This is a genomic window from Pseudotamlana haliotis, from assembly GCF_008806375.1.
Lineage (GTDB): Bacteria > Bacteroidota > Bacteroidia > Flavobacteriales > Flavobacteriaceae > Pseudotamlana > Pseudotamlana haliotis.
In genome coordinates, this window is sequence record NZ_WAAT01000051.1 from 122,455 (window position 1) to 148,948 (window position 26,494).

Genomic DNA, 26,494 nt, shown 5'->3' on the forward strand with positions numbered 1-26,494 from the left:
AAATGTGGTTCTCATGTGCTTTTAAATGTGTTTAACATATTCACGTCCATCCGTATGGAATACAATTTTATGACTGCCATCTTCCAGTCCTTTTAATCTGTAAACCTTTTGAATGTTTGTTGTGTTTTCAATGGTTTCAGAATGTAAAAGAGTTTCCTCATCAAAGGCTGTAGAATAGATGTAAATTTTAAGCATTTGTTCTTCTAAGGCCAACTTGTTAACGTATACTACGTTGCCTTCAACGCGAGTATGTGGCTTGTGAATAATCGCTTCCTTTTCCTTTTCAAATAATACTAATCCTGATTTTACTGAAAACGGGATCATACTAATTTCAAGTCCTTTATCTACTTCAAAGCTATATGTTCCATCAGGTAACATCGTAAGATCAAATCCTGTCGAAAAAATGCCCGTTGCTTGTATAACTTCTTTATGTAGAATGACACCATTACTATCTTTAATTGATAATAGATTCCCTGGCTTGACGTAATCTAAACCGAGAGCAGTTCTTGTTGTTTCATTTTTAATGTTGAAAGATGAAACTTCATTTGCGAAACTTAACAAGGTAGTCATCATGATTACCATTAAGAATCCTTTTTTTGAGTTTTTTAGTACGTTTTTCATAATGTATGGTTTTTAACGTTCAACTACTCAAAGTTAGGATTTAATTACAAATCATAAAACACTGATATTGAAGGTTTTATGTGGTATTTTATCTGTTATTTTTATATATCTACTGTGTTAGCTTATAATGAATTATGGGGGAGATTGTTAAGAATAGGTTATAAGATTAAAGGATAAAAAAAAGGTGAACTCTTTTGGGAGTTCACCTTTTTAGTAAAAACTAAATAAGATAATAGTTCAATATTGTTGTTTTAGATTGTTTTTTCGTAAACTCTACCAGCAGAGTGAAGTACAACTTCATAGTTGCCTAAGTTAAGACCATCTAATTTGAATGCTTTTTCAATTTTAGAGTCATGGCTTGCAACTTCAGAAAGAATTAATTCTTTGTATTTATTTTCATTATTTGTGAAGTAAATGTTTATTTCAAGAGGTTGACCGTCTACAGCTAATTTGCTAATGTACAGGAAGTCACCAGATACTCTAATGAATGGTTTGTATACAACCTTTTCTTTTTTCTCGTTGATGAAAGCATTTCCAGAGTTAATAGAAAAAGGAATCTCCTTAATAACTAAATCTTTATCAACTTCAAACATGTATTTTCCGTTAGGTAAAAAAGATAAGTCAAAAGCTCTTGAGTATCTTCCAGTTACTTTAATCGTTTCAGAGTAAAGTACGGCCCCGTGGCTATCCTTGATTGATAGTGCACTTCCTTCTTGAACATTATTTAAAGTTAATGTTGTTTTTGCAGCAGCAATTTCAACAGTGTAAAACGGATTTTCATTGGCGAAACTTAACATAGTAACTAATAAAGTTACTACTAAGAATCCTTTTCTTGAGGGTGTAAATATGTTTTTCATAATCTTAAATTTTATCATTTTGATACTACAAAGATAGGGTGGTTTCATGTGGTGTAAAACATTGGTATTGATTACTTTGTGTGTTATTTTGCCTGTTGTTTAACCGTTGTTTTAGTGTTAAGTTAATTTAGTATAAAAGGAGGGTAATTGTGTGTTTTATTTGGATGGTGAGTAGTATTACTAATAGATTGTGATCACATTTGAGATAAGCACAAAAAAAAGGTGTTCCACATAAAGAGGAACACCTTTTTCTAACTAAACTAAACTAAGATCTTAGATTTCTTTTTCAAATTTTCTATGAGCTGTATAAAGTACTACTTTGTAGGTACCTTCATTTATACCGCTTAATTTATAAGCTCTTTCAATTTTTTCAGTATCTGTGATTTTTTCAGAAACAACAACGTGAGAGTTAAAACCGTTTCTTGGTGTGTAAACAATTTCGATATCTAAAGGTTCACCGTCAATAGCTAACTTGCTAATGAAAAGCATATCGTCAGCCACTCTAATAAATGGTTTGTAAACTGTTTTTTCTTCATATTTATTGAAAGCAGCTACACCAGATTGTACTGTGAATGGAATTTCTTTAATTTCAAGGTCTTTTTCTAATTCAAACATGTATTTTCCGTTTGATAAGAAAGATAAATCGAACTCTCTAGTGTATTTTCCTGTTGTTTTAATAGTCTCTGAACAGATTACCTTACCAGCAGCGTTTTTAAGAGATAATAAACTTCCTTCTTTAGCATTGTCTAATGTTAAAGTCGTTTTCTTAGCCTCAACATCAACAGTGTAGAATGTAGCTTCTTTTGCGAAACTTAATAGGGTAGCAAATAAAGTTACCATTAAGAATCCTTTTCTTGTGTTTGTGATTATATTTTTCATAGTATAAAATTTTTCTGTTTTGATACTACAAAGATACAGGCGTTATGGCTTGTAGAAAACATGGAGATTGACGTATTTATGTACTATATTATCTGTTATGTTTTTGTTGTACAATTGTTAAGTTAATATAGCATATAAATGAGGTAATTTCGATATATAATGACTTACCTGGTCTATAATTAATAAAATGATGATGCTCTTGGTTGCCTATTTTTCTTGGACTGGTCACTTTTTAATAAAGTTTATAAAGCAAAAAAAAGGTGACCTCGTTGAGATCACCTTTTGTTAACTAAATCTGAATTTAAGATTTAGATATTCTTTATATACGTTCTGTTGGCAGAATGTAAAACAATTTCATAACTTCCGTTGTTAAGACCTTCCAATTTATAAGCCTTTTGGATGCTGTTCTCATTTGAGAATTGCTCAGAAATTACAAGCTCTGAATTTGATCGGTTTTTCTCTGTATAAAAGATTTCAACTTTTAGATCTTCACCGTCGATAGCAAGTTTGCTGATATAAACGATATCGTTAGAAACTCTTACGAATGGCTTGTAAACTAATTTTTCTTCGTTTTTATTGAAATTAGCAACACCTTCAGTTAAAGTAAAAGGAATTTCTTTAATTTCAAGATCTTTTTCAACTTCAAATAGGTAGTTTCCGTTTGGTAAAAAAGTTAAATCAAACTCTCTTTTGTAACTTCCTGTAGTGGCAATAGTTTCAGAATAAAGCACTGAACCAGCTACATCTTTAATAGATAAAGCACTTCCTGCTTTTGCGTAATTTAAAGTTAATGTCGTTTTGTTAGCTTCAACGTTTACATTGTAAAATGAAGTCTCGTTTGCGAAACTTAATAGGGTAGCAAATAAAGTTACCATTAAGAATCCTTTTCGTGTTTTTGTTAATATGTTATTCATAATATATAAATTTTCTGTTTTGATACTACAAAGATACGTGGCCTATATGATGTGCAAAACATTGGAATTGATGAATTTATATGTTAGATTAACTGTCAGTTTGACACAGATTCCTTTGTGAGTTAATATAGTATAATTGTAAGGTAATTGTAGTTACTTTTAGCCTTTGAAATCTGTTTAATTGTATTTTTTACTAATTGGAGTTTATGATTTTTAAAACCAAAAAGGCACCCTTTTTTATAAGAGTGCCTTTTGGCTATTAAAAATACTATGTTTCAAATTACTTAAAGAGCTGTTTTGTCTTCTTTGCTACTTCCTTATAATGAATACGATTATGCCGGCCTTCATATAGCTGACTTAAATGGTAAATGCTGCCATTAATTTTTGCTTTATTTCTGTCTTCTTCTTTATTGAAAAAAATTAAATTCTTAGTTACTCTAAATGGAATACGACTGGCTTTCATGTTTTGAATTTGAAAATAATATGAACCGTTGTCTAAAAAAGATACATCAAAACCCTTGGAGTATGAATTTGTTTTTTGATAGAGTATGTTGCCTTGAGTATCAACTATGGAAATAAAACTTCCAAGAGGGATTTGATCTAAGGTCATGGCTGTTTTTTTAGCCGTATTACTTAATGTGTAATAGCTAGCTTTTCTAGCAAAGCCCGATATACTAAAAAGTAAGGCGCCCGCGAAAAGCAGTGTTTGTGTGAGAGAGGTTATGTTTTTCAAAATGAGTAATTTACAATATAAAAGTAACTGTGTTGTGGAGTTATTAAAACAACACAATTGATGATATTGTATGCTATATTGATAAGGTTGAAATTCATCAATAATTTAATGTTAGATGCTGTTTGTGAAACCTAAATAAATGGCCTTAGGGATGTTACCTCAAATATGTTGAATTCTTCTGCACCTTTGGAAAGTGTTATAGTGGAACTGCTAAAATTTTTGGATGTGGTATGGTGAGAAAATATGCTATATTGATTTTTCTTGAGAGCGTTGGTTAATGGTTAAATATAGAGCAAAAAAAAGTGGGCCACCACAGCCCACTTTACCAACTAAACTAAACTAAACTAAATAAGACATTAAACTAATTATTAATGAATTTCGTGTACTCCTTGTTATTAGAGTTTATTGTTATTTTGTAATTACCTTGATTCAATTTGTAAACCTTTTCAATTACTAATGCATCTTCAATTAATTCTGAGTGAATCATTTCGTATTCACCTCCTGCAACTTCAGCAAAAATGTTGATGATAGCAGTTTCATTGTTAGAACATAGTTTGGTTACATATACTAAGTCATTTTCTTTCTTAGTGTGAGGTTTGAAATATGTAGATTCTGCCGCTTCATCAAATTCAATTACCGTAGTACCTACTTTAAAAGGAATGGTGTTAACTTCTAAATCTTTATTAATTTCAAAAACATAGTTTCCATTAGCTAAACCTGTTAAATCAAATCCTTTTTTATAAGTACCAGTTGCTTCAACCGATTCTTTAAAAATGATGATCCCTTGGTTATCTTTAATAGTAACTAAGTCACCTTGCTTTACGTCTTCTAATGTTATTGTTGTTTCTTTAGCGTCTCTTTTTACGATCATTTTGTCTTCAGAACTGGCGAAACCTAAAATCGTTTCTAGCATAGCTACCATCAAGATCCCTTTTTTCGTTAGTGTAAGTACGTTTTTCATAATGAGTCGTTTATAACGTTCAACGGTACAAAGATATGTGAGATATAGAAGGTGCAAAACATCAATTTTGGCTTATTTATATGCTATTTTATCTGTTAACTATTTGTTAACTGTAGGTGATGTTAATTTAACATATATTTGAGGTAAATAAATATACAATGTATGCATAATAAGTATTAATTTTGCCAATAAAACCCTCCATTTATGATTGCTAAGAAACCCACGTTAAAGAAGCTCAGCCCTAGTTTTGGTAGCTCTATTTTGGTTAAACAGCATGTAGAGCAGGTAGATAGGAACGGTGCCTTTTGGCATTTTCATCCAGAATTAGAACTTATATATATAAATCAAGGACAAGGAAAGACACATATAGGTAGTCACCTGTCTTATTTTAACAATAGTCAATTGATATTAATAGGGTCTAATTTACCACACAATGGCTTTACCGATCGTTTAACCGCAAACGGAACCGAGACCACTATTCAATTTAAATCAAATTTTTTAGGAGATGATTTTTTAAGTGTTCCTGAAATGGCCAATGTGGCCGCTTTATTTGAGCGCGCTAAAAAAGGTATTCGTTTTAAAGTTGAAACGAAGAAAAAGTTAGGTCCGAAAATTGAAAAATTATATGATTATAAAGGATTAAAGCGTGTTATTAAGTTTTTAGAGATATTACACCATTTATCTAAGACCGATGATTACAATTTATTAAACGCCGACGGTTTGGCTTTTGAAGCCGAAGCTCAAGACAGTGCTAAAATTGGTATCATCTTTAAATATGTGAATAAAAACTTTACACACCACATTGCTTTAGATGAAATAGCCGATAAGGTAAGCATGACCGTTCCTGCTTTTTGTAGATACTTTAAGAAAGCTACAGGTAAAACATTTACTCAAATTGTAAATGAATACCGTGTGGTACATGCTACAAAATTATTATCGGAGGAATTAGAAATGAGTATCGCCGATGTTTGTTTTGAGTGTGGCTTTAATAACTTCTCACACTTTAATAAAACCTTTAACGATATTACCGGTAAGAGTGCTTCCAAATTCCGTAAAGAGATCAAGAAGATTATAGGTTAGGCGTTTATTTATTTCCTTTCCATTCATTATAAAACTGCTCTAGAAAGCCCAACATATAATTGTGGCGTTCTAGGGCAATTTTTTTGCCCGTTTCTGTATTCATACGGTCTTTTAATAAAAGGAGCTTCTCGTAAAAGTGATTGATGGTTGGTGCGGTAGAGTTTTTGTATTCCTCCTTAGTCATATTAAGGTTGGGTTTAATTTGAGGATCGTAAAGCCCTCTGTTTTTAAAACCTCCATAATTAAAGCACCTAGCAATACCTATAGCGCCAATAGCATCTAGTCTGTCGGCATCTTGTACAATATCTAATTCAAGCGATTTAAAAGTTTGTGTTTCGTTACCTCCTTTAAAAGAAATGTGTTTAATGATTTGACACACATGTTCAATAACTAAAGGGTCCACATGAAGCCCAGTTAAAAATGCGGCTGCTTTTTTAGGCCCTACAGTCTCATCACCATCATAGAACTTACTATCGGCAATATCATGAAGTAAAGCGCCTAAAGCAATTATGAAAGTGTCTGCTTGCTCGGTTTTTGAAATAAGCAAAGCGTTTTTATAAACACGCTCTATATGAAACCAGTCGTGTCCGCCTTCAGCGTTAGCTAAAGTGTCTTTTACAAAAGTGATGGTTTTATTAATAATGTCTTCGGAAGAGTACATAAGCTGAAATAAAAAATTCCTTTCAGAACAAACTGGAAGGAATTGATTGTTATTTTAAATTGATTTTGTCATTCAGAGGGAGGTACGACTGAAGAATCTTTTAATAATTGTTGAGATTCCTCGATTCCTCGGAATGACAAAACTGTTATTATTCATTATGAGAACCTAAATCACCCGCCTGCGGCCGGCATGAGTTTAGGTTGATGAGCGTTATTACTTAATAATAGCAGGTTCTACCCATTTAAATTGGAATGAGTTTTCAGGCACTTTCATACGGTCTGATAAACGGTACATTCTAGCTGGAAGCTTCATTAAATAATCTCTAGCTTTTTCAGCTTCGTCGTTTAATCCTGTGATTTTATCAATTTCCCAACGGTCAATTAATTTTTGTAAGATATCAACATAATCAGTGGCTGTATATACACCAATACGTTGGGCTGTGTTAGAAAATTCTTCAAAAGCAGAACTTATTTTACCACCAGATTCTCTTAAAAAGTGTGCAGGCATGGTGATTTTTTGTTTCATCATATAATGAAAGGCCATCATCATTTGACTAGGGTCTACTTTAAAAATACGATCTACAAAATCTGAATACGCATGGTGGTGACGCATTTCATCACCTGAGATAATTTTACACATTTTAGACAAGCGCTTGTTGCCCATGTCTTTAGCGATTTTAGCTACGCGGTTATGTGAAATATAAGTAGCTAATTCTTGAAAACTCGTGTAAACAAAGTTTTTATAAGGGTCTCTATCGGTCCCGATATCAAAACCATCGGCAATTAAATGCTGTGTGGTTATTTCAATTTCTTTCATATTTACCCTTCCAGAAAGGTAAAGGTATTTGTTAAGCACATCACCATGGCGGTTTTCTTCAGATGTCCATTGGCGTACCCATTTACCCCAACCACTTTCTTTGCCGTCCATTTGGTCTACACCTTCAACATCCATTAACCAAGATTCGTAGGTAGGTAAGGCTTCTTCGGTAATCATATCACCAACTAAAACTACCCAGAAATCATAAGGTAATTCTTTAGCAAGCTCTCGTATTTCTTTAACTTCTTCGAAAAACTTTTCGTCTGTCGTTTCAGAATTTGGTAAAAAATCAGTTGGCTGCCAAATGGTATCAATAGGGATTAAATATTTTTCCATTAGGGCGTCAACGTCTTTTTCCAAAAACTTCATGACTTCTAATCTTTTATTTTTCAATGACATGTGGTTCGATGTTATGGTTTAATACTGTTTGTAATAGTAGTTTCAATACTATGTATTAGGTCTTGTTTATTTGCAAAGGTACTAACTTTTAAAGGCTTATGCACGGTAAATGTAATATGAGTACCTAATCCCATTGGGAAATTGCCATATTTTAACATTTTCCATGAATTATTTATAGTAATGGGAACCACTAGTGCTGAAGGAATCTTTTTAAATAGCACCTCTAAGCCTCTAGTTTGAAATGGTTTTGGTTCTCCGTTTTTGCTACGCGTCCCTTCCGGAAAAATTACCGCGGCGCGTTTGGTGTTTTCTATATATTCGCCAAATTTCATTAAGGCAGGGAGGGATTGTCTTGGGTTTTTACGGTCAATCAAGGCACCTCCACCATGACGCAAATTGTATGAAACGCTTGGTATGCCGCGTCCTAACTCAATTTTACTAATAAATTTAGGGTGGTGTTTACGCATGTACCAGGTAATGGGGTAGATGTCATGCAAACTTTGATGATTGGCAACAATAATTAGTGGCTGATTGGTATCGATATCATAAGGATTGGTAAAGGTAAAACGGGTGCCTAATAATCGCGCACAGCCTATTAAGGATACTTGAAGACCATCGACCACTTTTTTATGTACAGGGTAGCCAAATATATTAAAGCTTAGCCACTGTAATACGTGAAATACACATAGAGTCAAAAAGAATACGATCACATAAATGACGCTAATCGGATATGATAAAATTTTTCGCATGGCTCAAAAATAAGTAAATCTTAGTTCTGTTTAAATGAAGCTTCATGTATTTTCTTTACTATGACCCCATAGGGTTCTGAATTCATAAGAAAGAAACAAAAAACCACGATCGTTTGAAGTATCGTGGTTTCGTATATTTTGCTATTTATTTTATGTTAAAAAGCGACGGGTTTAAAGTGTTGCTCACTTCAACAAAAACAACTTACTAGCAGTGCTCGTTATAAGCATCTTTTAAGTTCTCTGCTATTAACTCAGCAGGACGTCCTTCAATGTGGTGACGCTCTAACATGTGAACCAATTCACCATCTTTAAATAAAGCCATACTTGGCGAACTTGGTGGGAATGGTACCATATGACCACGAGCTGCATCTACAGCTTCTTTGTCAACACCTGCAAAAACAGTCACGATGTTGCTAGGTTTTTTAGCGTTGTCTAAACTCATTCTTGCTCCTGGACGCGCATTAGCTGCTGCACAACCACAAACTGAATTTACAACAACTAAAGTTGTTCCTGCTTTTGCTAAAGCCGCATCAACTTCTTGGGCAGTATGTAATTCTTCAAAACCAACTTTCGTTAAATCTTCGCGCATTGGTTTTACTAATTCTGCTGGATACATATTTTTAAATTTTATTAATTAACATTTCAGACTGCAAAGATACCAATTGTGTAACAATTCCGTAAAGCAATCCACTAACAAATATTATATTTACGCTTTTATCTGATTTTTCAATAAAATTTGAGCGTAAACCATATAAAAACTTCCTTTTTTCTGTACAGGAGGTTTTGAATCTAGTTTGACGTTTAACAAAATAAATACTTACATGAGTTATTCAAAATGGATTGGCGGAGCGATTGGTTGGTCATTGGGCGGTCCTATAGGTGCTATTATTGGTATAGCCATAGGGAGTATAATTGATTCGATGGCTAAAAGTGGTGGAAGTCCGTTTTCTGCTGAACGCGAAACGTATAATCAAAGCGACCCGAGACAGCATCAACGCACTCAATCTGGTGACTTTGAAGTCAGTTTACTTATTCTAGCTTCGTCTGTTATTAAAGCTGATGGAAAATTAGATCAGCGCGAATTGGATTTTGTGCGTCAGCAGTTTGTTGGCATGTACGGGAAAGACCGTGCGAATCATGCTTTTAAGTTGTTTAAAAACATCAATAAACAGCAAGTGTCTATTCGTCCGGTGTGTTTGCAAATTCGTCAAATGATGGAGCATGCTTCGCGTTTACAACTCATACATTTTTTATTCGGAATTGCTAAAGCCGACGGGTTTGTGACTGAAAGCGAAGTGAATCAAATTCATAAAATAGCCGGGTACTTAGGTGTTTCAGCTCGAGATTATGAAAGTATTAAAGCTATGTTTTATAGTGATAGCGATGCGTCGTATAAAATTTTAGAAATTGAAAAAAGTGCTTCAGTAGATGAAATTAAAAAAGCTTACCGCAAAATGGCCAAAAAATATCATCCCGATAAGGTCATTCACTTAGGGCCAGCACATCAAAAAGGGGCCGAAGAAAAGTTCAGACAAGTGCAAAAGGCCTATGAACAAATTCAGAAGGAGCGCGGGTTTTAATAGCTTTTATTTCGAATTATTCAAATACAATAGACGATGCGTCTTTGGTCACTTTTAGAGTAATTTGGTCTCCAAAAATCAACGCCCGATTGTCTTTCGCGTGTCCCGCTTGCATATTAAAGGCTACAGGGAAATCATAATCGGCTAGAACATCAACTATAAGTTGTTCAATAGAGCTGCCCCAAGGCGTGGTGTTTTTCTTAATTTTGGTCATATCTCCAATAATAACACCAGCGCAGTCATCAAAATAGCCGGCGCGTTTCAAACTTTGTAGTAAACGATCAATATGGTATTTGTACTCGCCAATTTCTTCAATAAATAGAATTTTTCCTTTGGTGTCTAAACTAGATTTAGAACCTAGCATAGTTTGTAAAATACTTAAATTTCCACCGGCCAATTCTCCAGAAACGGTTCCTGGTTTATTGTAGGTTGATCCTTTTAGCGTGTAAGCAAGCGGATTTCCAAAAAGCGCATCTTTAAAGGTAGAAATGGTTTCTGCAATAGTTTCTGGTGCATCCTGTAAACTGGTACACATCATGGCATGTAAAGACTGGTAGCCTAAATTATGAACATCGCTATGTAGGGCAGTGATATCAGAATAGCCAATAACCCATTTCGGACTTTCCTTAAACTTGGTCCAATCCAGTTTGTCTAAAATACGCACGGCGCCATAGCCACCACGAGCACACCAAATGGCTCTAATGTTTGGGTTGTCTATGGCTTGTTGGAAATCTTCGCAACGTTCATCATCGGTTCCAGCAAAATGGTTGTTCTGATTAAAAACCGATTTTCCAACTACCGAATGCAGTCCCCAACTCTCTAAAAGGGCTTGGGCTTTTCTAACTTCGCCAACACGATTTTTTAAAATTCCTGAAGGTGCAACAATAGCAACCGTATCGCCTGCTTTTAAGTGTGGTGGTTGTATCAAGCTTTTGTTCTGTGTTTCGTGAGTTGTATTTTGAGCCGTTGGTTTTTGAATTCCGAAGAAAAAAACAGCGCAAAATAGACTAATTGTTAATAGGTTTTTTGCCATAATGTAAAAGTACATTTTTTTTCTAAATCGCTGCTTAAATGATTACTTTTGTGGCTTTATTAAGACTTGGTCATTGGATTATTAATGGCCTAAAACTATATTTTTACTTTAGATGAATACACCAAAACGATACACTGTTACTACAGCTTTACCATATACAAACGGCCCAATTCATATCGGGCATTTAGCAGGCGTTTACGTACCTGCCGATATTTATGTGCGTTATTTACGCTTAACAGGTAACGATGTTGCTTTTATTGGTGGAAGTGATGAACACGGTGTGCCAATCACGATTAAAGCAAAAAATGAAGGGGTTTCGCCTCAGGATATCGTTGATAAATATCATGCGATTATTAAAAAGTCTTTTGAAGATTTCGGAATTACCTATGATAATTACTCACGTACTTCGGCGCCTATTCATCATGAAACAGCATCAGAATTTTTTAAAACTTTATACGATAAAGGAGAATTTATTGAAGAAACTACCGAGCAGTTATACGACGAGCAAGCCAATCAGTTTTTAGCTGATCGTTTTGTTGTTGGAACCTGCCCAAAATGTGGTAACGAAGAAGCTTATGGCGATCAATGTGAAAAATGTGGTGCCAGCTTAAATGCTACCGATTTAATTAATCCTAAATCGGCATTAACAGGAAATGTACCAACCTTAAAGGAAACAAAACACTGGTTTTTACCTTTAGATAAGCACGAAGCCTTTTTAAAAGAATGGATTTTAGAAGGCCATAAAAAAGATTGGAAACCCAATGTTTACGGACAAGTAAAATCATGGATTGATGACGGTTTACGCCCTAGAGCGGTAACCAGAGATTTAGATTGGGGTATTCCTGTGCCTGTTGAAGGGGGTGAAGGCAAAGTCCTTTACGTGTGGTTTGATGCACCTATCGGGTACATCTCATCAACCAAAGAGTGGGCCGCGCGCGAAGGGAAAGACTGGGAGCCTTATTGGAAGGATGAAGATACCAAATTGGTACATTTTATAGGAAAAGATAATATTGTATTTCACTGTATTATTTTCCCAGCCATGTTAAAAGCAGAAGGCAGTTACATTATGCCAGATAATGTTCCGGCAAACGAGTTTTTAAACTTAGAGGGTAATAAATTATCAACTTCTAAAAACTGGGCCGTTTGGTTACCAGAATATTTAGAAGAGTTTCCTGGGCAGCAAGATGTGTTGCGTTATGTATTAACCGCAAATGCCCCTGAAACTAAGGATAACGATTTTACTTGGAAAGATTTTCAAGCGAGAAACAACAACGAATTGGTAGCCATTTTTGGTAATTTCATTAATAGAGTGGTGGTTTTAACCAATAAATATTATGAAGGTGAAGTGCCTACTCCAGCCAATTTTGAAGCTGTAGATGAAGAAACTTTGGCTGCTGTAAAAGCTTATCCAGACGTGATTGCTAGTTCTATTGAGCGCTACCGTTTTAGAGAAGCGGGACAAGAGCTTATGAACTTAGCCCGTTTAGGAAATAAATATTTAGCTGACGCTGAACCGTGGAAGGTGATAAAAGTTGATGAAGAACGTACTAAAACGATTATGTATGTGGCGCTTCAAATTGCCTCGGCATTAGCGACTTTAAGTGAGCCGTTTTTACCGTTTACTTCAGAAAAATTAAAAGGTATCTTGAATCTGGAAAAAGCTTTACAATGGAATGAAGTCACTACTGAAGACGTCTTACTTCCTGCAAGTCATAAAATTGGTAAAGCTGAATTGTTATTCTCTAAAATTGAAGATGAAACCATTCAGAAGCAGCTAGATAAATTAGAAGCCAGTAAAAAAGCGAACGAAGCTGCCAATAAAGTGGTAGAACCTCAAAAAGATACGATTACTTTCGATGATTTTACAAAATTAGATTTGCGGGTTGGGACGATTATTGAAGCTGAAAAAATGCCAAAAACCAAAAAACTATTGGTTTTAAAAGTGGATACTGGTTTAGATGTTCGTACCATCGTTTCTGGTATTTCCGAAAGCTTTAAACCCGAAGAAGTTGTTGGAAAACAAGTTACTGTTTTAGTCAATTTAGCGCCAAGAAAACTACGTGGTGTAGAGAGCGAAGGCATGATTTTAATGACTGAAAACGCCGAAGGTAAATTGGTGTTTGTAAACCCGGATGAAGCGAACATAGCTAATGGTTTACAAATTAGCTAGTATGGCCTTTTTATGAAGCTATCAGGTATTGTTTTTCCTTAATCTGTGGTTTTGCACCAAAAAAAAAGAGATGATCTAAAACCTGTTCTTCATAGGTTAGATCATCTCTTTTTCAATTAAGATAAATCACTAATTTTTAGCGCCTGCTTTCATGATCGATTCAATAGCTTTATTGATATCTAATGAAGCTGACTCTTGCCTTGGAGGAAATTCCTTAAAGGTGCTTAAATGCTTGTTCAGTAATCCAATGGCTGGTTGCATTACCCAAGATTTTCCCATGATTTGATGGAAACCAGTAAGGTCATCGTATTTTTCGAAAGGATCTTTTCTTAAATTGAATAACTGTGGCATGGTGTGGGCAACCATATCATCAAAATAACGTTCCTTAGTAGCAAAATGCATTTTCCATGGTCCAACACGTATAGCGGTCATATTGGTTTCATAATAATAGAAGAAATAATTTCTAGCCGATTTATCTGATTTTCCAGTCCAGTAATCTAAATTATTAAAACCATCAATGTAAACTTTGTAGTTCATACCATCTATTTTTTTACCGCTTTTTAGTTCCTCTTTAATGTTTGATTTTCCAACTGCTGCCATTAAAGTAGGTAACACATCTTCGTGAGCTGAGATGCCATTTCTTACTAATCCAGCTGGAATTTCTTTAGGCCAGCGCACTAAAAATGGAGAACGAAGACCGCCTTCATAGGTTGTCATTTTCTCGCCTCTAAACATGGTAACTCCCGCATGTGGCCATGTACTTTGTTCTGGTCCATTATCGGTGGTGTAGATTACTATGGTGTTTTCATCTAAACCTAATTCTTCTAAATAATCTAAAAGTTGTCCAACATGACCATCATGTTCAATAAAACCGTGACCAAATAAATCGCCATCCGTACTAATTTTTGTTGCTAAATTTTTAGACTCTTCTTTTAAGTGGGTATAAACGTGCATTCTACTAGAGGCATGCCAAATGAAAAACGGCTTGTCTGCATCTTTAGCTTTTTTCATAAACGCTTTAGAGCGCTTCACTAGTTCCTCGTCAAAAGTTTTCATGTCTTCAGTAGTTAAAGGTCCTGTATCTTTAACACGTTGTTTTCCAATAACACCAAATCTAGGGTCTTCTGTATTATCAAAACTGTCTGTAGCATAAGATTCTATAACACCTCGAGGGCCGTACATATTGGCAAATTCTTCAGATTTAGGATAATCTGCTTGTTCAGGTTCTTCCGAAACATTTAGGTGATATAAATTTCCGTAAAATTCGTCAAACCCATGAACTGTAGGTAAATGTTCATTTCTATCACCAAGATGATTTTTCCCTATTTGAGCTGTCATGTAGCCCAGTGGTTTTAAAAGTTCAGAAATGGTAGGATCTTCTTTTTTTAATCCAAGCGGGTTTCCTGGTTGTCCTACTGTTGTAAGACCTGTTCTAACTGGTTTTTGTCCAGTGATAAATGCTGCACGACCTGCAGTACAACTAGGTTGCGAGTAGTGGTCGGTAAATAAAACACCGCCTTTTGCTATACGGTCTATATTTGGTGTTGGGTATTGCATCCCCATCGTGTAAGCACTGAGGGCATTTGGTGCGACGTCGTCAACCATAATAACCAAAATATTTGGTTTATCCTGGGCGTAAATGTTTAAAAAGGTGCAGAAAAGCACAAAAAGTAAGGGTTTTTTCATAAAAATGGATTTAATTAATTTGTAGTTAATAAAAAGAATTTTAAAGATACTTGTTTTTTTTCAAAAAAAACAATGGTGTTATAATTTAATATGTTGTAATTGAGTTGTTTATAAGAAAATATTAAAAGAGAAGTATTTATTTTTAAAATCAAAATATGAATCAATACTCAAATTAAGTATCTTTATTAAATATTTTACAATACAGTATTCAAAATTTTTTATTTAAAAATCACAATCCATGAAAAAAATAGTATTAGTATTAATGACTTTAAGCTTGCTTGTGGCTTGTAAATCAACGCAAACAACTGCTGGTCCAAGTCCAGCTAAGAAAAAAGTACTTAAGGGCGATTGGACGCTTAGTTCGATTTCTTACAGTGAAGACGCCGAATTTAATGTAACCCTTTTAAATGAAGCGACCAAAGCGTGTTTTGAAGGGAGTAGATGGAATTTTATTCCTAACAATAATACAGGAAGCTATTCTATAGCAGGAGATGCCGATTGTAATAATGGTTTGCGCCATTTTATATTCACGGTAGACGGACAAAATTTCCTGTTAAAACCAACTGATGCCAAAGGAAAATCTTTAACAAATGTAGGATTTCATTTTAATTTAGTGTCTATGTCTGAAACTTCATTAATTATAGCTCAAACCGTTGCTATAGAGGGCGAAGAAGATTCATTAACGATTACTTGGCAATTTTCAAGATAATTATAGCCTTAAAGGCAAGTAACGTAGTATAATTTAAATAATCATTCAATTCAATATAAAATGAAAAAATATATTCAAAAAACATCTATAGCGTTATTAACAGCTATCACATTATTTTCTTTTGTGAACTGTAAGTCTGTTGAAAACGCAAACAATAAACAAAAAGGTGCTGCAATTGGTGCTGTTGGTGGTGCTATATTAGGTGCTATTATTGGTAACAACGTAGGACATGGTAACAGTGAATTAGGTGCTGCTATTGGAGCTGCCATTGGTGGAGGTGCCGGTGTGGTTATTGGAAATAAAATGGACAAGCAAGCGCAACAAATTGAACAAGAAGTTCCTGGAGCTCAAGTAGAGCGTGTTGATCAAGGTATTGTAGTGACTTTTGAGGATGGTAGTGGTGTGTATTTTGCAACAAATAAGTACAATATCAACGGGGAGTCTCAAGAAACATTAAATAAACTAGTAGGTATCTTTCAAGATCATCCAGATACCAACTTATTAGTAGTTGGGCATACCGATAGTCAAGGCGATGCAAACTACAACATGACGCTTTCTAAAAATAGAGCCAATGCGGTAACTGGATTTTTAAAGCAAAACGGAGTCAGTTCAAGCAGATTAACAACACACTGGTTTGGTGAGGAGCAACCTGTTGCAGATAACAGTACTGCTGAAGGTCGTGCCGAAAATAGACGTGTAAACATCGTTATTGTGCCAAATGATGACATGATTAACAACGCTAAACAAGAGGCCGGAGAAAACTAGAAAATAAGCTTTAAATAAAGCCTTTATTAAATCCACTAAAATGTATTTTTTAGTGGATTTCTTTTAATTAAGACTTATTATAATTTATTAATTATGTAATCTACGAGTTATAATTCCATAAAGAAATCTGTAACTTTACGTTAAAACGAATCATTATGTTATCAAAAAAGATAGAGAGTGCATTAAATGCACAAATTAAAATAGAAGCTGAATCTTCACAAATTTATTTAGCTATGGCCTGTTGGGCTGAGGTTAAAGGATTAGAAGGTGTGGCTAATTTCATGTATGCACAGTCTGATGAAGAACGCGAACACATGTTAAAGTTAGTGAAGTTTGTAAACGAGCGTGGCGGTCATGCTAAAATTTCTGAGCTAAAGGCTCCTAACGTGACCTTTACTTCTTTTAAAGAGATGTTTGAAAAATTATTCGAGCATGAAGTATTCGTGTCTGAAAGTATCAACGAATTAGTGCATATTAGTTTACAAGAAAAAGATTATGCGTCGCATAACTTCTTACAATGGTATGTAGCTGAACAAATTGAAGAAGAAGCTGTTGCGCGTACCATTCTTGATAAAATTAATATGATTGGTGATGACAAAGGTGGTTTATACTTATTCGATAGAGATATTGAAAACTTAACGGTAACCACAGCTGCTTCATCTGGACCTCAAATCTAAACTTTAACCTTATCTAGGTTGAGAAATAAACTTGCTTAGCTTTACTCGTTTAATAAGATAAAGAAAAAAGATTCCTCTATTTATAAAGCGGACTTTAGAATTTCGAGTAATTTATTCGAGGTATAATATTCAAAAACTCTATTATTTATAGTAAAGTCTTTATTTAAAATAATAGTTGCAGGTAATGTAAAAGGAAATCCCTCTCTAGTTGCTAACAAGAGCGGGATTTCATGTTTACCATTACGTTGTGTTTGGGCTTGCTTGTTTGTAAATGTCACATTATCAAACACAATAGAATCTTGGGTTTCTACATCCATTTCAACGGCATAGAACTCCGAATTAATCATATTAATAACTTCTGGCTTTGTAAATATTTTGCGTTCTATTTTTTTACAATAGGCACACCATTCGGCATGAAAAAAGATGAAAACAGGTTTCGGATTTTCCTTTAAGGCAATTTCTAATTCAGGAAAGGTCTTCCAATGAATCTCGGTGGTTTTTTGTGAGATTGCATTGGAATAACTTCCTAAACAAATGAATATGAAAAGTGAAAATTTTAGCATTAACCTGTGTTTTTAAAAATCACCAAATTTTAGTCCAACAAAGTATGTTCTTGGTTGGTTCGGACCGTAAATATAAGTAGAATCTCGGCCAGCACCAGAATCAAAATCATCTTGGTAGCTGTTGAAAATATTTTGCACACCTCCGCTAATTTCAACATGAAAACCTTCAATAGGGTCGAAGTGGTAGGTTATTTTCGTGGTCATATCAAAAAAGGCTTTGGTATCAACAAGATCCATATAACCAGAATCGCTCACCACATGTGGTACAATCATAGACCCTGTGTAACTTCCAGTAACATCTAATCTTAAATCATCAATAATTTCCCAGTTTGTATTTATAAAGCCATAAACATTTGGAGATCGTGCAAATTCATCTAAGATAACATCGCCTTCACCAGGTACACTTCCATCGGCTTCAAAAAGGACTTGATCTTCATTGTACATTGATTTCTGAAAGGTTACACCAGCTTGAAAAAATAATGAAGAGCTTGGAGAAACGGTGAATTCTATATTAGTACCAGCTACGTAGGCACCTTCTCCATTTCGTGTTTCTTCTAAAATAGAACCGTTTGGTAATGATGTTCCTGTACTCACAATAGTAAAAGGATTTTTCAATGTGGTATAAAAACCTTCTACAAGTATATTAGTTTGTGTTTTGTTATAATCTTTAGTGAAATTCAAAGATGCGGTATATGCGTTAGAAAATTCGCTTTCTAAGTCATCAGAAAGAATTACAAAACTTGGTTCACCACCAACAGATGCGATATGAAGATCTTCGTTAAACGCTTGTGGTGCACGAAACCCTCTTGCATATCCTCCTCTAAATTGAAGCGCATCATTTATGTTGTATAAAAGTGTTATACGCGGACTTAAAACGGTTTCATTGACTTCAGAAGTACTTTCAACATCCTCTACGGTGTAGTAACCATCCACATTTACATGGTCTAGCCTTGCACCAATTAAGGCTGTAAAACGTGAAGAAGGTTTCCATTCGTACTGCCCATAAAGTCCATAATTATTAACTTTTTGATCCACTAAACGGTTGTATCCTGCAATAACATCATCGGTGTCATTTAACTGATATTCCATTCCTGTGGTTAGCACATCGTTATTTTTAAATCGATGCGCAAATTTTGCTCCAGCAACAAAAGCGACGTCTTTAGTGGTTCCAAAAGCATTGTTAGCCGCAATAGAATCTGCATAGGTACGACCGCCTCCTAAACCACCGTAATAGCTACCACGATCGGTATGCTGTCCAGAGACATAAGCAGTAAAGGAATTTGTTCGATCATCGTTAAACAATTCATAGTCTAGTCCTGTAAAAACCGTATTATGATCTAGTTCTTCAGTTACATCTGTAAATTGAGGTGCGAGGTCTAGTTTGTCTCCTCCGCGACGAAATTCTCTAATGGCTGTAAAGTCTATCCCAATTTTACTATTATCGTTTGGCTTTACAAAGGCTTTAGCTCCTAAAGAGTTATTGGTTAATTCTGTGATTTCACTAAAACCGTCGTCATTAGCATCGTAAGCATCTCTATTTCTATACATACCATAAACTGTAATACCGCTACTTAAGTCTTCATTAACGATAGAAGCATTCATATTGACACTACGATCTGCTGTTTTTCCATCGATAAGCCCTAAGTAAGAGCTCACATCCCAAGTATTATTTACGGGTTCTTTTGTAATCACGTTTACTGTTCCGGCGATGGCATTCGACCCAAAAAGGGCAGAACCTCCACTACGAACAACTTCCACACGGTCAATAATACTTGTTGGTATTTGTTCTAAACCATAAACGCCATTTAGCGCACTAAAAACAGGACGGCTGTTTACAAGTATTTGAGTATACTGTCCTTGAAGTCCATTAAGACGCACTTGAGTAAACCCACAATTTTGACAATTCGTTTCTACACGAACTCCTGGTTGATAATTTAGTCCGTCTGCTAAAGAAATGGATTGCGTGGCTCTAAATAATTTCGGACTTAAAACATTAACAATAACGGGAGCTTCTTTCTTGCTAATTCTATTTCTTGTGGCACTTACCACAACTTGATCTAAGCCCATAGCGTCTTCTACTAAATCAAAATCTATGGTTTGGTTTATTCCAGATGTAACAGTCACTTTTTTATACTGCGTGCGGTACCCTTGAAACTGAACGGTTAAGGTGATTTCTCCGTCTGGAACCGTTAAAACATAGTCGCCATTTCTATCGGAGTCAACACCCTGAGTTCCATTTTTTACATATACACTAGCAAAGGCTACAGGGGTACCATCGGAAGTTATCGTTCCTGAAATACTTGTATTTGTTTGTTGTGCCGAGACGACAAAACCAGTTAAAAATAAAAAGTAATATATTTTTTTCATAAATTCTAAATATATATTATATGATGGTCTAATTAAATATTTAGGCAAAACTAAAAATTTATTTTGAAAGACTAATACGTAGATTGATGTTTTATTTTATCAAGGTTTATAGTCAATGGAATTACATCTACTTTGCTGTTTGTAACATGTTGTGAATGAGAAGTTTTTAATTGTTTGTTTTTTTGAAAAATATCTTCAATAGTTATAGGAATAATAATACAACGCGTATTTTTATAATGAAATGTAGCAGGTTTAATCTAAAAACTAATAGTTACAATTGAAGAAGAAGTTTGTAGAGGTAATGAAAGTTAACGATAAGCATAACCGCTTTATCTCGACATCAAATCTAAATTTTAACACTTAGTCTTATTTAGATTTAATTAAAATAATATATATTTGCCCCGATAACGAACCGTGTTACAGTATTGTGGGTAAGAAAAAGCAAAAGAAAGCAGAAAAAAAATTACGTAAATTAGGAATTGAACTTCCTGAAAAAGTAAAAAGTAGCTGTTGTAAAAAATTTAAAAAAGGAGAAAACAAGCGTTGTAAAAAATGTCCTTGTTTTGATTTAATAAAGAAAGTGGCGTAGCGTTTTTTGAGTATGTGAACTTATTTTAAGTATCAGCAAAAAATACACGTTTTAAATATTATAAAGACCTGTTAGTTTGAAAAAGCTAACAGGTTTTTTGTGTTTTATGGGGTTTTAGTTTAAGCCTTAATACCTTTACAACTTAGATTTTTGTTTTTAAATTCAATAAATGGACTTGTTTAATACTGATTTAGTATCGAATATTTTACCTTACGATGGCGAGGTTAACTATTATGGTAAAATCATATCAGAAAAAAATATTGCACAGTATTACCATCAATTATTAGAAGATATTGCATGGCAACATGATCAAGCCATTATTTTTGGAAAGCTTATCGTTACCAAAAGAAAAGTATCCTGGTATGGTGACGAGGCTTTTGAATATACCTACTCCAAAACAACCAAACATGCTCTGCCTTGGACTAAACTCCTTTTAGAACTTAAAAACGTGGTGGAACAAAATACTGGCGAAACTTATAATTCCTGTTTACTTAACTTGTATCATAACGGTGATGAAGGGATGGCTTGGCACAGCGATGCCGAAAAAGATTTGAAAAAACACGGCTCAATTGCCTCACTAAGTTTTGGAGCAGAACGCAAGTTTTCCTTTAAGCACAAAACAACGAAACAAACCGTTTCTGTAATTTTAGAAAAGGGAAGTTTATTAGATATGAAAGGTGATACTCAATCCCATTGGTTACACCGTTTGCCTCCAACAAAAAAGGTGAATACACCTCGAATAAACTTAACATTTCGAACCATCGAACCTTAGTTGATTTATAAATAAATTTCGAACTCTCCAAAATGCCATGTAAGGCAGATTTGATTGCGTTTTAATATTTAAATTCTTTAGTTTAGCCAGCAATTAGTTTGTTAGTGTTCATGATAAAATATATAGTTCAACATACGCAGCTTCAGGAACAATCGGTTAAAAATACCGTAGACCTGTTAAATCAAGACTGCACCATCCCGTTTATATCGCGTTATAGAAAAGAGGTTACAGGTAATTTAGATGAGGTTCAAATTGGAGATATTGTTAAATTTAAAGAGCAATTTGAAGCCTTAGAAAAACGAAAAAAAGCCATTTTAAAAGCCTTAGATGAACAAGAGGTTTTAACTCAAGAGTTGAAACAAAAAATTGAATCGACTACCGATTTAACGGCTCTTGAAGATTTATATCTGCCTTTTAAAAAGAGCCGAAAAACCAAAGCTGAAAAAGCCAGACAAAACGGATTAGAACCACTGGCTAAAATCATCATGAGTCAGAATGCTCAGGATATTGAATCAATCGCCTACAAGTATGTTAAAGGTGATATTGATTCTACTGAGGCCGCCTTAGAAGGGGCTCGTCATATCATTTCAGAGTGGGTTAATGAACGTACTGATGTTCGGAATAACATACGTCATCAATTGGAGCGTTTCGCTATGATTTCCACGAAAGTGATAAAAACCAAAGCCGATGATGAAAATGCTCAAAAATTTAGAGATTATTTCGATTGGGAAGAAAGCCTGAATCGCATGCCTTCGCATCGTTTTTTAGCCATTTCAAGAGCTGAAAAGGAAGGTTTTATTCGTGTAAAGGTTAGCATTGATGATGATCGTGCTTTAGCAAAAATCGAGCAGCGTATAATGCGTTCTCATAACGCTTGCGCGGAACAAATTGCGTTGGCAATCAAAGATGCTTACAAGCGTTTATTATTACCGTCGTTGGTTAATGAAGCCCTTCAAATAGCGAAAGATAAGGCTGATGAATCAGCGATTTCAGTGTTTGCTAAAAATCTAAAACAACTATTGTTGGGTTCGCCATTAGGTGAAAAACGCGTGATGGGTATTGATCCGGGCTTCAGAACTGGTTGTAAAGTGGTATGTTTAGATGCGCAGGGCCAGTTAAAATATAATGAAACCATTTATCCGCACCCGCCAAAAAATGATAGTGTTGGAGCTGTGAAAAAGATAAGTTCCTTGGCCGATGCTTATAAAATTGAAGCCATTGCCATTGGAAACGGTACGGCCTCACGAGAAACCGAGGCTTTAATTAGGAAAGTACATTTTAAAAATGAAGTTCAGGTTTTTGTGGTGAGTGAAGCGGGGGCGAGTATTTATTCAGCTTCAAAAATAGCCCGTGAAGAGTTTCCTAACTATGATGTGACGGTACGTGGTTCGGTGTCTATTGGGAGGCGTTTGCAAGATCCTTTAGCCGAATTGGTTAAAATTGATGCCAAATCTATTGGAGTCGGGCAATATCAGCATGATGTAGATCAATCAAAATTGCAGAAACAACTCGATGTGGTGGTTGAAAACTGTGTGAATGCCGTGGGTGTTAATATTAATACCGCCAGCAAATCTTTACTGAGCTACGTGTCTGGTATTGGTGATAAATTAGCCGAGAATATTTTTAATTACCGACAAGAAAACGGTCCCTTTACTTCTAGAAATGCCATTAAAAAAGTGCCACGCTTAGGCGGAAAAGCTTTCGAGCAAGGGGCAGCATTTTTAAGAATTAAGACGGCAAAAAACCCCTTAGATGATTCGGCGGTACATCCTGAAAGTTATCCTATTGTGATGCAAATGGCCAAAGATTTAGGCAAATCGGTTCAGGATTTAATTGGTAACGCGGAGCTGCTCAAAAAAATCAATTTAAAAAATTATTGTACCGAAACCGTTGGTTTGCTCACTTTAGATGATATCATCAAAGAACTGGAAAAACCAGGCTTAGATATTCGTGAACAAGCTAAGGTGTTTACCTTCAATCAAAACATAAAAACCATCAACGATTTACGTGAAGGACAATTGCTTCCGGGTATTGTAAACAACATCACCAATTTTGGGTGTTTTGTTGATGTGGGGATTAAGGAAAGCGGCTTGATACACGTTTCTAATCTATCGGATAGTTTTGTGAAAGATGTGAATGAACACGTGAGTTTACATCAACAAATTATTGTAAAAGTACTCGAGGTTGATGTTCCGCGAAAGCGTATTCAGTTGAAGTTACATTAAAAGACGGTGTAGTTTTTTTTAGTTGTATAGTTACAAAGATATAGCGTTTCAAAGTGTGTAGCGAAGTTGAGGCTTTGTATAGAGCTATATGCTCTGTGTAATATGAAGTATGCTGGGGCAACTGCTTAAAGGCAATGTCACAATGAGCTTGTCAAAGTGCTTTTATAACCACAAGATTTCAATAACCCAAATAAACAGAAAAAGACACAAATTTCACAAATTTATACGAATGACCATGACGCCTGATTCGTGCTAATTTGTGAAATTTGTGTCTGTTTTTAAGAGCGTGTTTGTTTACTTTATGATTGAGGCTATTCTTGTATGCATAAGGCTTATAGCCTACAGCTTACCGCTTAACTCAAACATAACCTATTGATTCATCGTCTTGATTTGTTCAACAAAAGTTTCTAAATCTACACCGTTTTCTATGAGTGTTAAGGCTTTGTCTGTAATGTATTTTACATTAACTGCATGAAAGCCCAAGCCAACAGCAATTTTGTTTAAAATGTGGTGTTCCGGGTCGCCTTTAATCTGGTCAACATGTACCATGCGGGCCAAATCATATAAACGCTCTAATCTTCGGTCGTAAGAGCTTGGCGGGTTTATAGGATGCGATTTATAATCTTTTAAAATAGCGATGTATTTTTCTTTGTGGATGTTTAAATTGTGGGCTAACCGGTCTAAAAAAGCCTGTTCTTCGGCTGTGATAATACCATCGTCCATGGCCACGCGAACTATAGATGCAAAATGGTTTTCATTACGTTCTTTAAAACCACTATCAAATAATTTTGAAATTGACATGTTGTTTGAGTTTAGTTTAATAACAAATATAACTAAAGTTCACTGCTTTTTTAGTTAATAAGAAGCAAAAATATTACTAGTAAACAGCTGCTATTTAGGAATGGTAAAGAAAAAGGTCGTGCCTTTATTTATGGTAGATTCAAACCAAATTTGACCGCCTAGGGATTCTATAATTTTTTTACAAAAGGCAAGACCAATTCCTGTGCCTTCATAGGTTTCTCTGGAGTGTAAACGTTGAAAAATAGCAAAGATTTTATCCTTGTGTTTAGGTTTAATACCAATACCGTTATCACTAATTTCAAACTGCCAAAATACTTGAGTTTGGTGCTCAGGAACCGTTGTGGTGCAAGAAATATTTATTAGCGGAGATACCTCTGGTTTTTTAAATTTTATGGCATTATTGATTAAATTCTGAAAAAGTACCGAGAGCTCTACTTGACTTGCTCTTACCGTGGGCAAATCTTTGCAGTTAATTTTAGCCTTGTTACGATGAATGGCATGATCTAAATCGTTAAGAATATCACTAACTAGGGCGTTACAGTCGATGTCTGATTTGTTTTTAGCTTTTCCTAACCTCGAGTAGTTTAATAAGGCGTCTATGAGGTTTCTCATACGGTTACTGGACTTGCTAATAAAGTTCATACTTATGATGGCATCTTCATCAAGCTGATCTTTATAATCGTCCTGAAGTAAATCTATTAATCCCGAAATGGTGGTAAGGGGCTCTTTAAGATCGTGACTGGTTATGTATGCAAACTCTTCCAGCTCTTTGTTTTTAGAAGCAATTTCTAGAGACTTATTAAAAATATCATTGTTCTTTTCCTGTAAATCGTTGTTTAAGAATTTAATAAATCTATAGTTTCTATAAAGCAGTAGGGCGGCAATTAAAAATAAAATAAGTAAGGCAAGTAGTAAGTAATTAACGGTTTTTTGAGTGCTTAAATTGGTGTTTATGTGGGCTATTTTTTCTTCTTTAGTATCAATTTCTTGCTTTTGCGCATTTAAGGTTGCTGCTTGGTCTGCAATTTTGCTATTATTGTCGTGTATAAGGCCTTTCTTTGCATTTAAAGAATCGATTTGCTTTAAAATACGGGCTTCTAAAGCGGCTTCAATTTTTAATTTTTCAGAGTATTTTTTCTTTTGAAATTCTGAAAGGTTAATCAACGCGTTGATTTCAGACTGCTGGGTGTTTAAGCTGTTTTTTTGAGCTCTTACTTGTGAGCTAATCGTACTGATGGTTTCGTTCTGAAGGGAAATGTCTTCATCTTTGTGCTTGATGTTATCTTGAGCAATTTCCAGAGCTTCTTGGGTTTCTTCTAGTTTGTCTTCGGTGTCTTGAAAAATTTGTTTCCATTTTTCAATGGAAGAGATGGCGTTTTCTTTCAGCGAAAGCGAAGCACTAAGATTGTTACTTGTTAGTAGGTCTTCATTAATTTCATATTGAAAATCGTCACCAATATTTACAATATTCACCATAGAGGAATGGAACGGAAAGTCTTCTGTAATGAGCAAGGTGTTATTGCCTGATATTTTGTTTAGGATGTAATCAACATTAAAATTATTATCATGATGCACATACACCACATCAACATCGGTAATGTCTTTAATACTATTAAAACTTAAAACATGTACGGGTTTATTTTTTATTTGGCGTCTTTGAGCCTGTGCCTTTAAATCGATGAGCGTCCGGTCTTTCCCAAGAACGCCAATAGTGAAATTTGGGTTAGTATTTGTATCGTTGTAGTAAATTTGTTCGGCAACATTAAAAATAAAAAGTGCGCGTTTTACGCGTTTTATTTGGGGGTTTAAATTGGACTGTGAAAATCCTTGATGCGCCCAGCTGAGGAAGAAAAAAATAAAGACATATTTTAATGTACGAATCCTCAT

25 protein-coding genes are annotated in these 26,494 nt (G+C 34.8%); 9 read left to right on the top strand and 16 right to left on the bottom strand.

The annotated features are described in order from the left end of the window. Positions 1 to 21: 21 nt before the first annotated feature. The 6 genes from F6U93_RS13520 to F6U93_RS13545 all read right to left on the bottom strand — a co-directional run bounded on the left by F6U93_RS13520 (position 22) and on the right by F6U93_RS13545 (position 4,965). The gene (locus tag F6U93_RS13520) at positions 22 to 621 is read right to left on the bottom strand and encodes a hypothetical protein (RefSeq protein ID WP_150940732.1); all 600 of its coding nucleotides are present in this window, start codon (positions 619 to 621) and stop codon (positions 22 to 24) included. A gap of 251 nt (positions 622 to 872) precedes the next feature. Continuing rightward, positions 873 to 1,478, bottom strand: coding sequence for a hypothetical protein (locus F6U93_RS13525; protein WP_150940734.1), 606 nt, complete (start codon positions 1,476 to 1,478; stop codon positions 873 to 875). 273 nt (positions 1,479 to 1,751) lie between these two features. Next, positions 1,752 to 2,357, bottom strand: coding sequence for a hypothetical protein (locus tag F6U93_RS13530; RefSeq protein WP_150940736.1), 606 nt, complete (start codon positions 2,355 to 2,357; stop codon positions 1,752 to 1,754). A gap of 308 nt (positions 2,358 to 2,665) precedes the next feature. Further along, positions 2,666 to 3,271, bottom strand: coding sequence for a hypothetical protein (locus tag F6U93_RS13535; RefSeq protein WP_150940737.1), 606 nt, complete (start codon positions 3,269 to 3,271; stop codon positions 2,666 to 2,668). 280 nt (positions 3,272 to 3,551) lie between these two features. Then, positions 3,552 to 4,004 (bottom strand): hypothetical protein, encoded by a 453-nt coding sequence (locus F6U93_RS13540; RefSeq protein ID WP_150940739.1) that lies wholly within the window; start codon positions 4,002 to 4,004, stop codon positions 3,552 to 3,554. 361 nt (positions 4,005 to 4,365) lie between these two features. Further along, on the bottom strand, positions 4,366 to 4,965 hold the full coding sequence (locus F6U93_RS13545) for a hypothetical protein (RefSeq protein WP_150940741.1): 600 nt from the start codon (positions 4,963 to 4,965) through the stop codon (positions 4,366 to 4,368). 204 nt (positions 4,966 to 5,169) lie between these two features. Here F6U93_RS13545 and F6U93_RS13550 point away from each other — a divergent pair, with 204 nt between their 5' ends. Then, on the top strand, positions 5,170 to 6,045 hold the full coding sequence (locus tag F6U93_RS13550) for an AraC family transcriptional regulator (RefSeq protein WP_150940744.1): 876 nt from the start codon (positions 5,170 to 5,172) through the stop codon (positions 6,043 to 6,045). A 4-nt stretch (positions 6,046 to 6,049) separates the two neighbouring features. Here F6U93_RS13550 and F6U93_RS13555 read toward each other — a convergent pair whose 3' ends face one another. The 4 genes from F6U93_RS13555 to F6U93_RS13570 all read right to left on the bottom strand — a co-directional run bounded on the left by F6U93_RS13555 (position 6,050) and on the right by F6U93_RS13570 (position 9,286). Then, positions 6,050 to 6,706: an HD domain-containing protein gene (locus F6U93_RS13555; RefSeq protein ID WP_150940746.1), complete on the bottom strand. Its 657-nt coding sequence runs from the start codon at positions 6,704 to 6,706 to the stop codon at positions 6,050 to 6,052. Positions 6,707 to 6,919: 213 nt separating this feature from the next. Next, positions 6,920 to 7,921, bottom strand: coding sequence for an acyl-ACP desaturase (locus F6U93_RS13560; protein ID WP_150940748.1), 1,002 nt, complete (start codon positions 7,919 to 7,921; stop codon positions 6,920 to 6,922). An 11-nt stretch (positions 7,922 to 7,932) separates the two neighbouring features. Further along, complete coding sequence (locus tag F6U93_RS13565; protein WP_150940750.1) at positions 7,933 to 8,670, bottom strand: lysophospholipid acyltransferase family protein; 738 nt, start codon at positions 8,668 to 8,670, stop codon at positions 7,933 to 7,935. A gap of 205 nt (positions 8,671 to 8,875) precedes the next feature. Beyond that, on the bottom strand, positions 8,876 to 9,286 hold the full coding sequence (locus tag F6U93_RS13570) for a BrxA/BrxB family bacilliredoxin (protein WP_150940753.1): 411 nt from the start codon (positions 9,284 to 9,286) through the stop codon (positions 8,876 to 8,878). A 205-nt stretch (positions 9,287 to 9,491) separates the two neighbouring features. Here F6U93_RS13570 and F6U93_RS13575 point away from each other — a divergent pair, with 205 nt between their 5' ends. Beyond that, positions 9,492 to 10,250 (top strand): tellurite resistance TerB family protein, encoded by a 759-nt coding sequence (locus F6U93_RS13575; protein ID WP_150940755.1) that lies wholly within the window; start codon positions 9,492 to 9,494, stop codon positions 10,248 to 10,250. Positions 10,251 to 10,266: 16 nt separating this feature from the next. Here F6U93_RS13575 and F6U93_RS13580 read toward each other — a convergent pair whose 3' ends face one another. After that, on the bottom strand, positions 10,267 to 11,283 hold the full coding sequence (locus tag F6U93_RS13580) for a S66 peptidase family protein (RefSeq protein ID WP_150940757.1): 1,017 nt from the start codon (positions 11,281 to 11,283) through the stop codon (positions 10,267 to 10,269). A 112-nt stretch (positions 11,284 to 11,395) separates the two neighbouring features. Between F6U93_RS13580 and metG the strand changes: the two genes are divergently transcribed. Further along, positions 11,396 to 13,453: a methionine--tRNA ligase gene (gene metG, locus F6U93_RS13585; RefSeq protein ID WP_150940759.1), complete on the top strand. Its 2,058-nt coding sequence runs from the start codon at positions 11,396 to 11,398 to the stop codon at positions 13,451 to 13,453. A gap of 129 nt (positions 13,454 to 13,582) precedes the next feature. Here metG and F6U93_RS13590 read toward each other — a convergent pair whose 3' ends face one another. Further along, on the bottom strand, positions 13,583 to 15,139 hold the full coding sequence (locus F6U93_RS13590) for an arylsulfatase (RefSeq protein WP_150940761.1): 1,557 nt from the start codon (positions 15,137 to 15,139) through the stop codon (positions 13,583 to 13,585). Positions 15,140 to 15,377: 238 nt separating this feature from the next. On the opposite strand from F6U93_RS13590, the gene F6U93_RS13595 reads away from it, so the two are divergent. The 3 genes from F6U93_RS13595 to F6U93_RS13605 all read left to right on the top strand — a co-directional run bounded on the left by F6U93_RS13595 (position 15,378) and on the right by F6U93_RS13605 (position 17,290). Further along, positions 15,378 to 15,848, top strand: coding sequence for a lipocalin-like domain-containing protein (locus tag F6U93_RS13595; protein WP_150940763.1), 471 nt, complete (start codon positions 15,378 to 15,380; stop codon positions 15,846 to 15,848). 60 nt (positions 15,849 to 15,908) lie between these two features. Then, complete coding sequence (locus F6U93_RS13600; protein ID WP_150940765.1) at positions 15,909 to 16,613, top strand: OmpA family protein; 705 nt, start codon at positions 15,909 to 15,911, stop codon at positions 16,611 to 16,613. Positions 16,614 to 16,768: 155 nt separating this feature from the next. Beyond that, complete coding sequence (locus F6U93_RS13605; RefSeq protein WP_150940767.1) at positions 16,769 to 17,290, top strand: ferritin; 522 nt, start codon at positions 16,769 to 16,771, stop codon at positions 17,288 to 17,290. 80 nt (positions 17,291 to 17,370) lie between these two features. On the opposite strand, the gene F6U93_RS13610 is transcribed toward F6U93_RS13605, so the two are convergent. Together F6U93_RS13610 and F6U93_RS13615 are read right to left on the bottom strand one after the other, a co-directional pair. After that, on the bottom strand, positions 17,371 to 17,853 hold the full coding sequence (locus F6U93_RS13610) for a thioredoxin family protein (protein ID WP_150940769.1): 483 nt from the start codon (positions 17,851 to 17,853) through the stop codon (positions 17,371 to 17,373). 12 nt (positions 17,854 to 17,865) lie between these two features. Beyond that, a complete protein-coding gene (locus F6U93_RS13615; RefSeq protein WP_150940772.1) occupies positions 17,866 to 20,220 on the bottom strand; it encodes a TonB-dependent receptor in 2,355 nt (784 codons plus the stop codon). A gap of 427 nt (positions 20,221 to 20,647) precedes the next feature. On the opposite strand from F6U93_RS13615, the gene F6U93_RS14690 reads away from it, so the two are divergent. From F6U93_RS14690 to F6U93_RS13625, 3 genes are all read left to right on the top strand, one after another. Then, positions 20,648 to 20,809 carry a hypothetical protein gene (locus F6U93_RS14690; protein WP_191963521.1) on the top strand — a complete coding sequence of 54 codons (162 nt, stop codon included), beginning with the start codon at positions 20,648 to 20,650 and terminating at the stop codon, positions 20,807 to 20,809. 169 nt (positions 20,810 to 20,978) lie between these two features. Then, entirely contained in the window at positions 20,979 to 21,581 is a 603-nt protein-coding gene (locus F6U93_RS13620) for an alpha-ketoglutarate-dependent dioxygenase AlkB family protein (RefSeq protein ID WP_150940774.1), read from the top strand. Between the two features lie 110 nt (positions 21,582 to 21,691). Beyond that, complete coding sequence (locus tag F6U93_RS13625) at positions 21,692 to 23,806, top strand: Tex family protein (RefSeq protein ID WP_150940776.1); 2,115 nt, start codon at positions 21,692 to 21,694, stop codon at positions 23,804 to 23,806. A gap of 369 nt (positions 23,807 to 24,175) precedes the next feature. Here F6U93_RS13625 and F6U93_RS13630 read toward each other — a convergent pair whose 3' ends face one another. Continuing rightward, entirely contained in the window at positions 24,176 to 24,607 is a 432-nt protein-coding gene (locus tag F6U93_RS13630) for a tellurite resistance TerB family protein (RefSeq protein WP_150940778.1), read from the bottom strand. Between the two features lie 90 nt (positions 24,608 to 24,697). Next, a complete protein-coding gene (locus tag F6U93_RS13635) occupies positions 24,698 to 26,494 on the bottom strand; it encodes a YfiR/HmsC family protein (RefSeq protein ID WP_150940779.1) in 1,797 nt (598 codons plus the stop codon).

Excerpts from the sequence above, each read along its gene's own strand:
- F6U93_RS13625 (WP_150940776.1), top strand. The coding sequence starts at position 21,692 with ATGATAAAATATATAGTTCAACATACGCAGCTTCAGGAACAATCGGTT.
- F6U93_RS13575 (WP_150940755.1), top strand. The coding sequence starts at position 9,492 with ATGAGTTATTCAAAATGGATTGGCGGAGCGATTGGTTGGTCATTGGGC.
- F6U93_RS13580 (WP_150940757.1), bottom strand. The coding sequence starts at position 11,283 with ATGGCAAAAAACCTATTAACAATTAGTCTATTTTGCGCTGTTTTTTTC.
- F6U93_RS13545 (WP_150940741.1), bottom strand. The coding sequence starts at position 4,965 with ATGAAAAACGTACTTACACTAACGAAAAAAGGGATCTTGATGGTAGCT.
- F6U93_RS13570 (WP_150940753.1), bottom strand. The coding sequence starts at position 9,286 with ATGTATCCAGCAGAATTAGTAAAACCAATGCGCGAAGATTTAACGAAA.
- F6U93_RS13535 (WP_150940737.1), bottom strand. The coding sequence starts at position 3,271 with ATGAATAACATATTAACAAAAACACGAAAAGGATTCTTAATGGTAACT.
- F6U93_RS13630 (WP_150940778.1), bottom strand. The coding sequence starts at position 24,607 with ATGTCAATTTCAAAATTATTTGATAGTGGTTTTAAAGAACGTAATGAA.
- F6U93_RS13525 (WP_150940734.1), bottom strand. The coding sequence starts at position 1,478 with ATGAAAAACATATTTACACCCTCAAGAAAAGGATTCTTAGTAGTAACT.
- F6U93_RS13565 (WP_150940750.1), bottom strand. The coding sequence starts at position 8,670 with ATGCGAAAAATTTTATCATATCCGATTAGCGTCATTTATGTGATCGTA.
- F6U93_RS13520 (WP_150940732.1), bottom strand. The coding sequence starts at position 621 with ATGAAAAACGTACTAAAAAACTCAAAAAAAGGATTCTTAATGGTAATC.
- F6U93_RS13590 (WP_150940761.1), bottom strand. The coding sequence starts at position 15,139 with ATGAAAAAACCCTTACTTTTTGTGCTTTTCTGCACCTTTTTAAACATT.
- F6U93_RS13615 (WP_150940772.1), bottom strand. The coding sequence starts at position 20,220 with ATGAAAAAAATATATTACTTTTTATTTTTAACTGGTTTTGTCGTCTCG.
- metG (WP_150940759.1), top strand. The coding sequence starts at position 11,396 with ATGAATACACCAAAACGATACACTGTTACTACAGCTTTACCATATACA.
- F6U93_RS13605 (WP_150940767.1), top strand. The coding sequence starts at position 16,769 with ATGTTATCAAAAAAGATAGAGAGTGCATTAAATGCACAAATTAAAATA.
- F6U93_RS13555 (WP_150940746.1), bottom strand. The coding sequence starts at position 6,706 with ATGTACTCTTCCGAAGACATTATTAATAAAACCATCACTTTTGTAAAA.
- F6U93_RS13600 (WP_150940765.1), top strand. The coding sequence starts at position 15,909 with ATGAAAAAATATATTCAAAAAACATCTATAGCGTTATTAACAGCTATC.
- F6U93_RS13610 (WP_150940769.1), bottom strand. The coding sequence starts at position 17,853 with ATGCTAAAATTTTCACTTTTCATATTCATTTGTTTAGGAAGTTATTCC.
- F6U93_RS13550 (WP_150940744.1), top strand. The coding sequence starts at position 5,170 with ATGATTGCTAAGAAACCCACGTTAAAGAAGCTCAGCCCTAGTTTTGGT.
- F6U93_RS13620 (WP_150940774.1), top strand. The coding sequence starts at position 20,979 with ATGGACTTGTTTAATACTGATTTAGTATCGAATATTTTACCTTACGAT.
- F6U93_RS13560 (WP_150940748.1), bottom strand. The coding sequence starts at position 7,921 with ATGTCATTGAAAAATAAAAGATTAGAAGTCATGAAGTTTTTGGAAAAA.
- F6U93_RS13635 (WP_150940779.1), bottom strand. The coding sequence starts at position 26,494 with ATGAGGATTCGTACATTAAAATATGTCTTTATTTTTTTCTTCCTCAGC.
- F6U93_RS13595 (WP_150940763.1), top strand. The coding sequence starts at position 15,378 with ATGAAAAAAATAGTATTAGTATTAATGACTTTAAGCTTGCTTGTGGCT.
- F6U93_RS13530 (WP_150940736.1), bottom strand. The coding sequence starts at position 2,357 with ATGAAAAATATAATCACAAACACAAGAAAAGGATTCTTAATGGTAACT.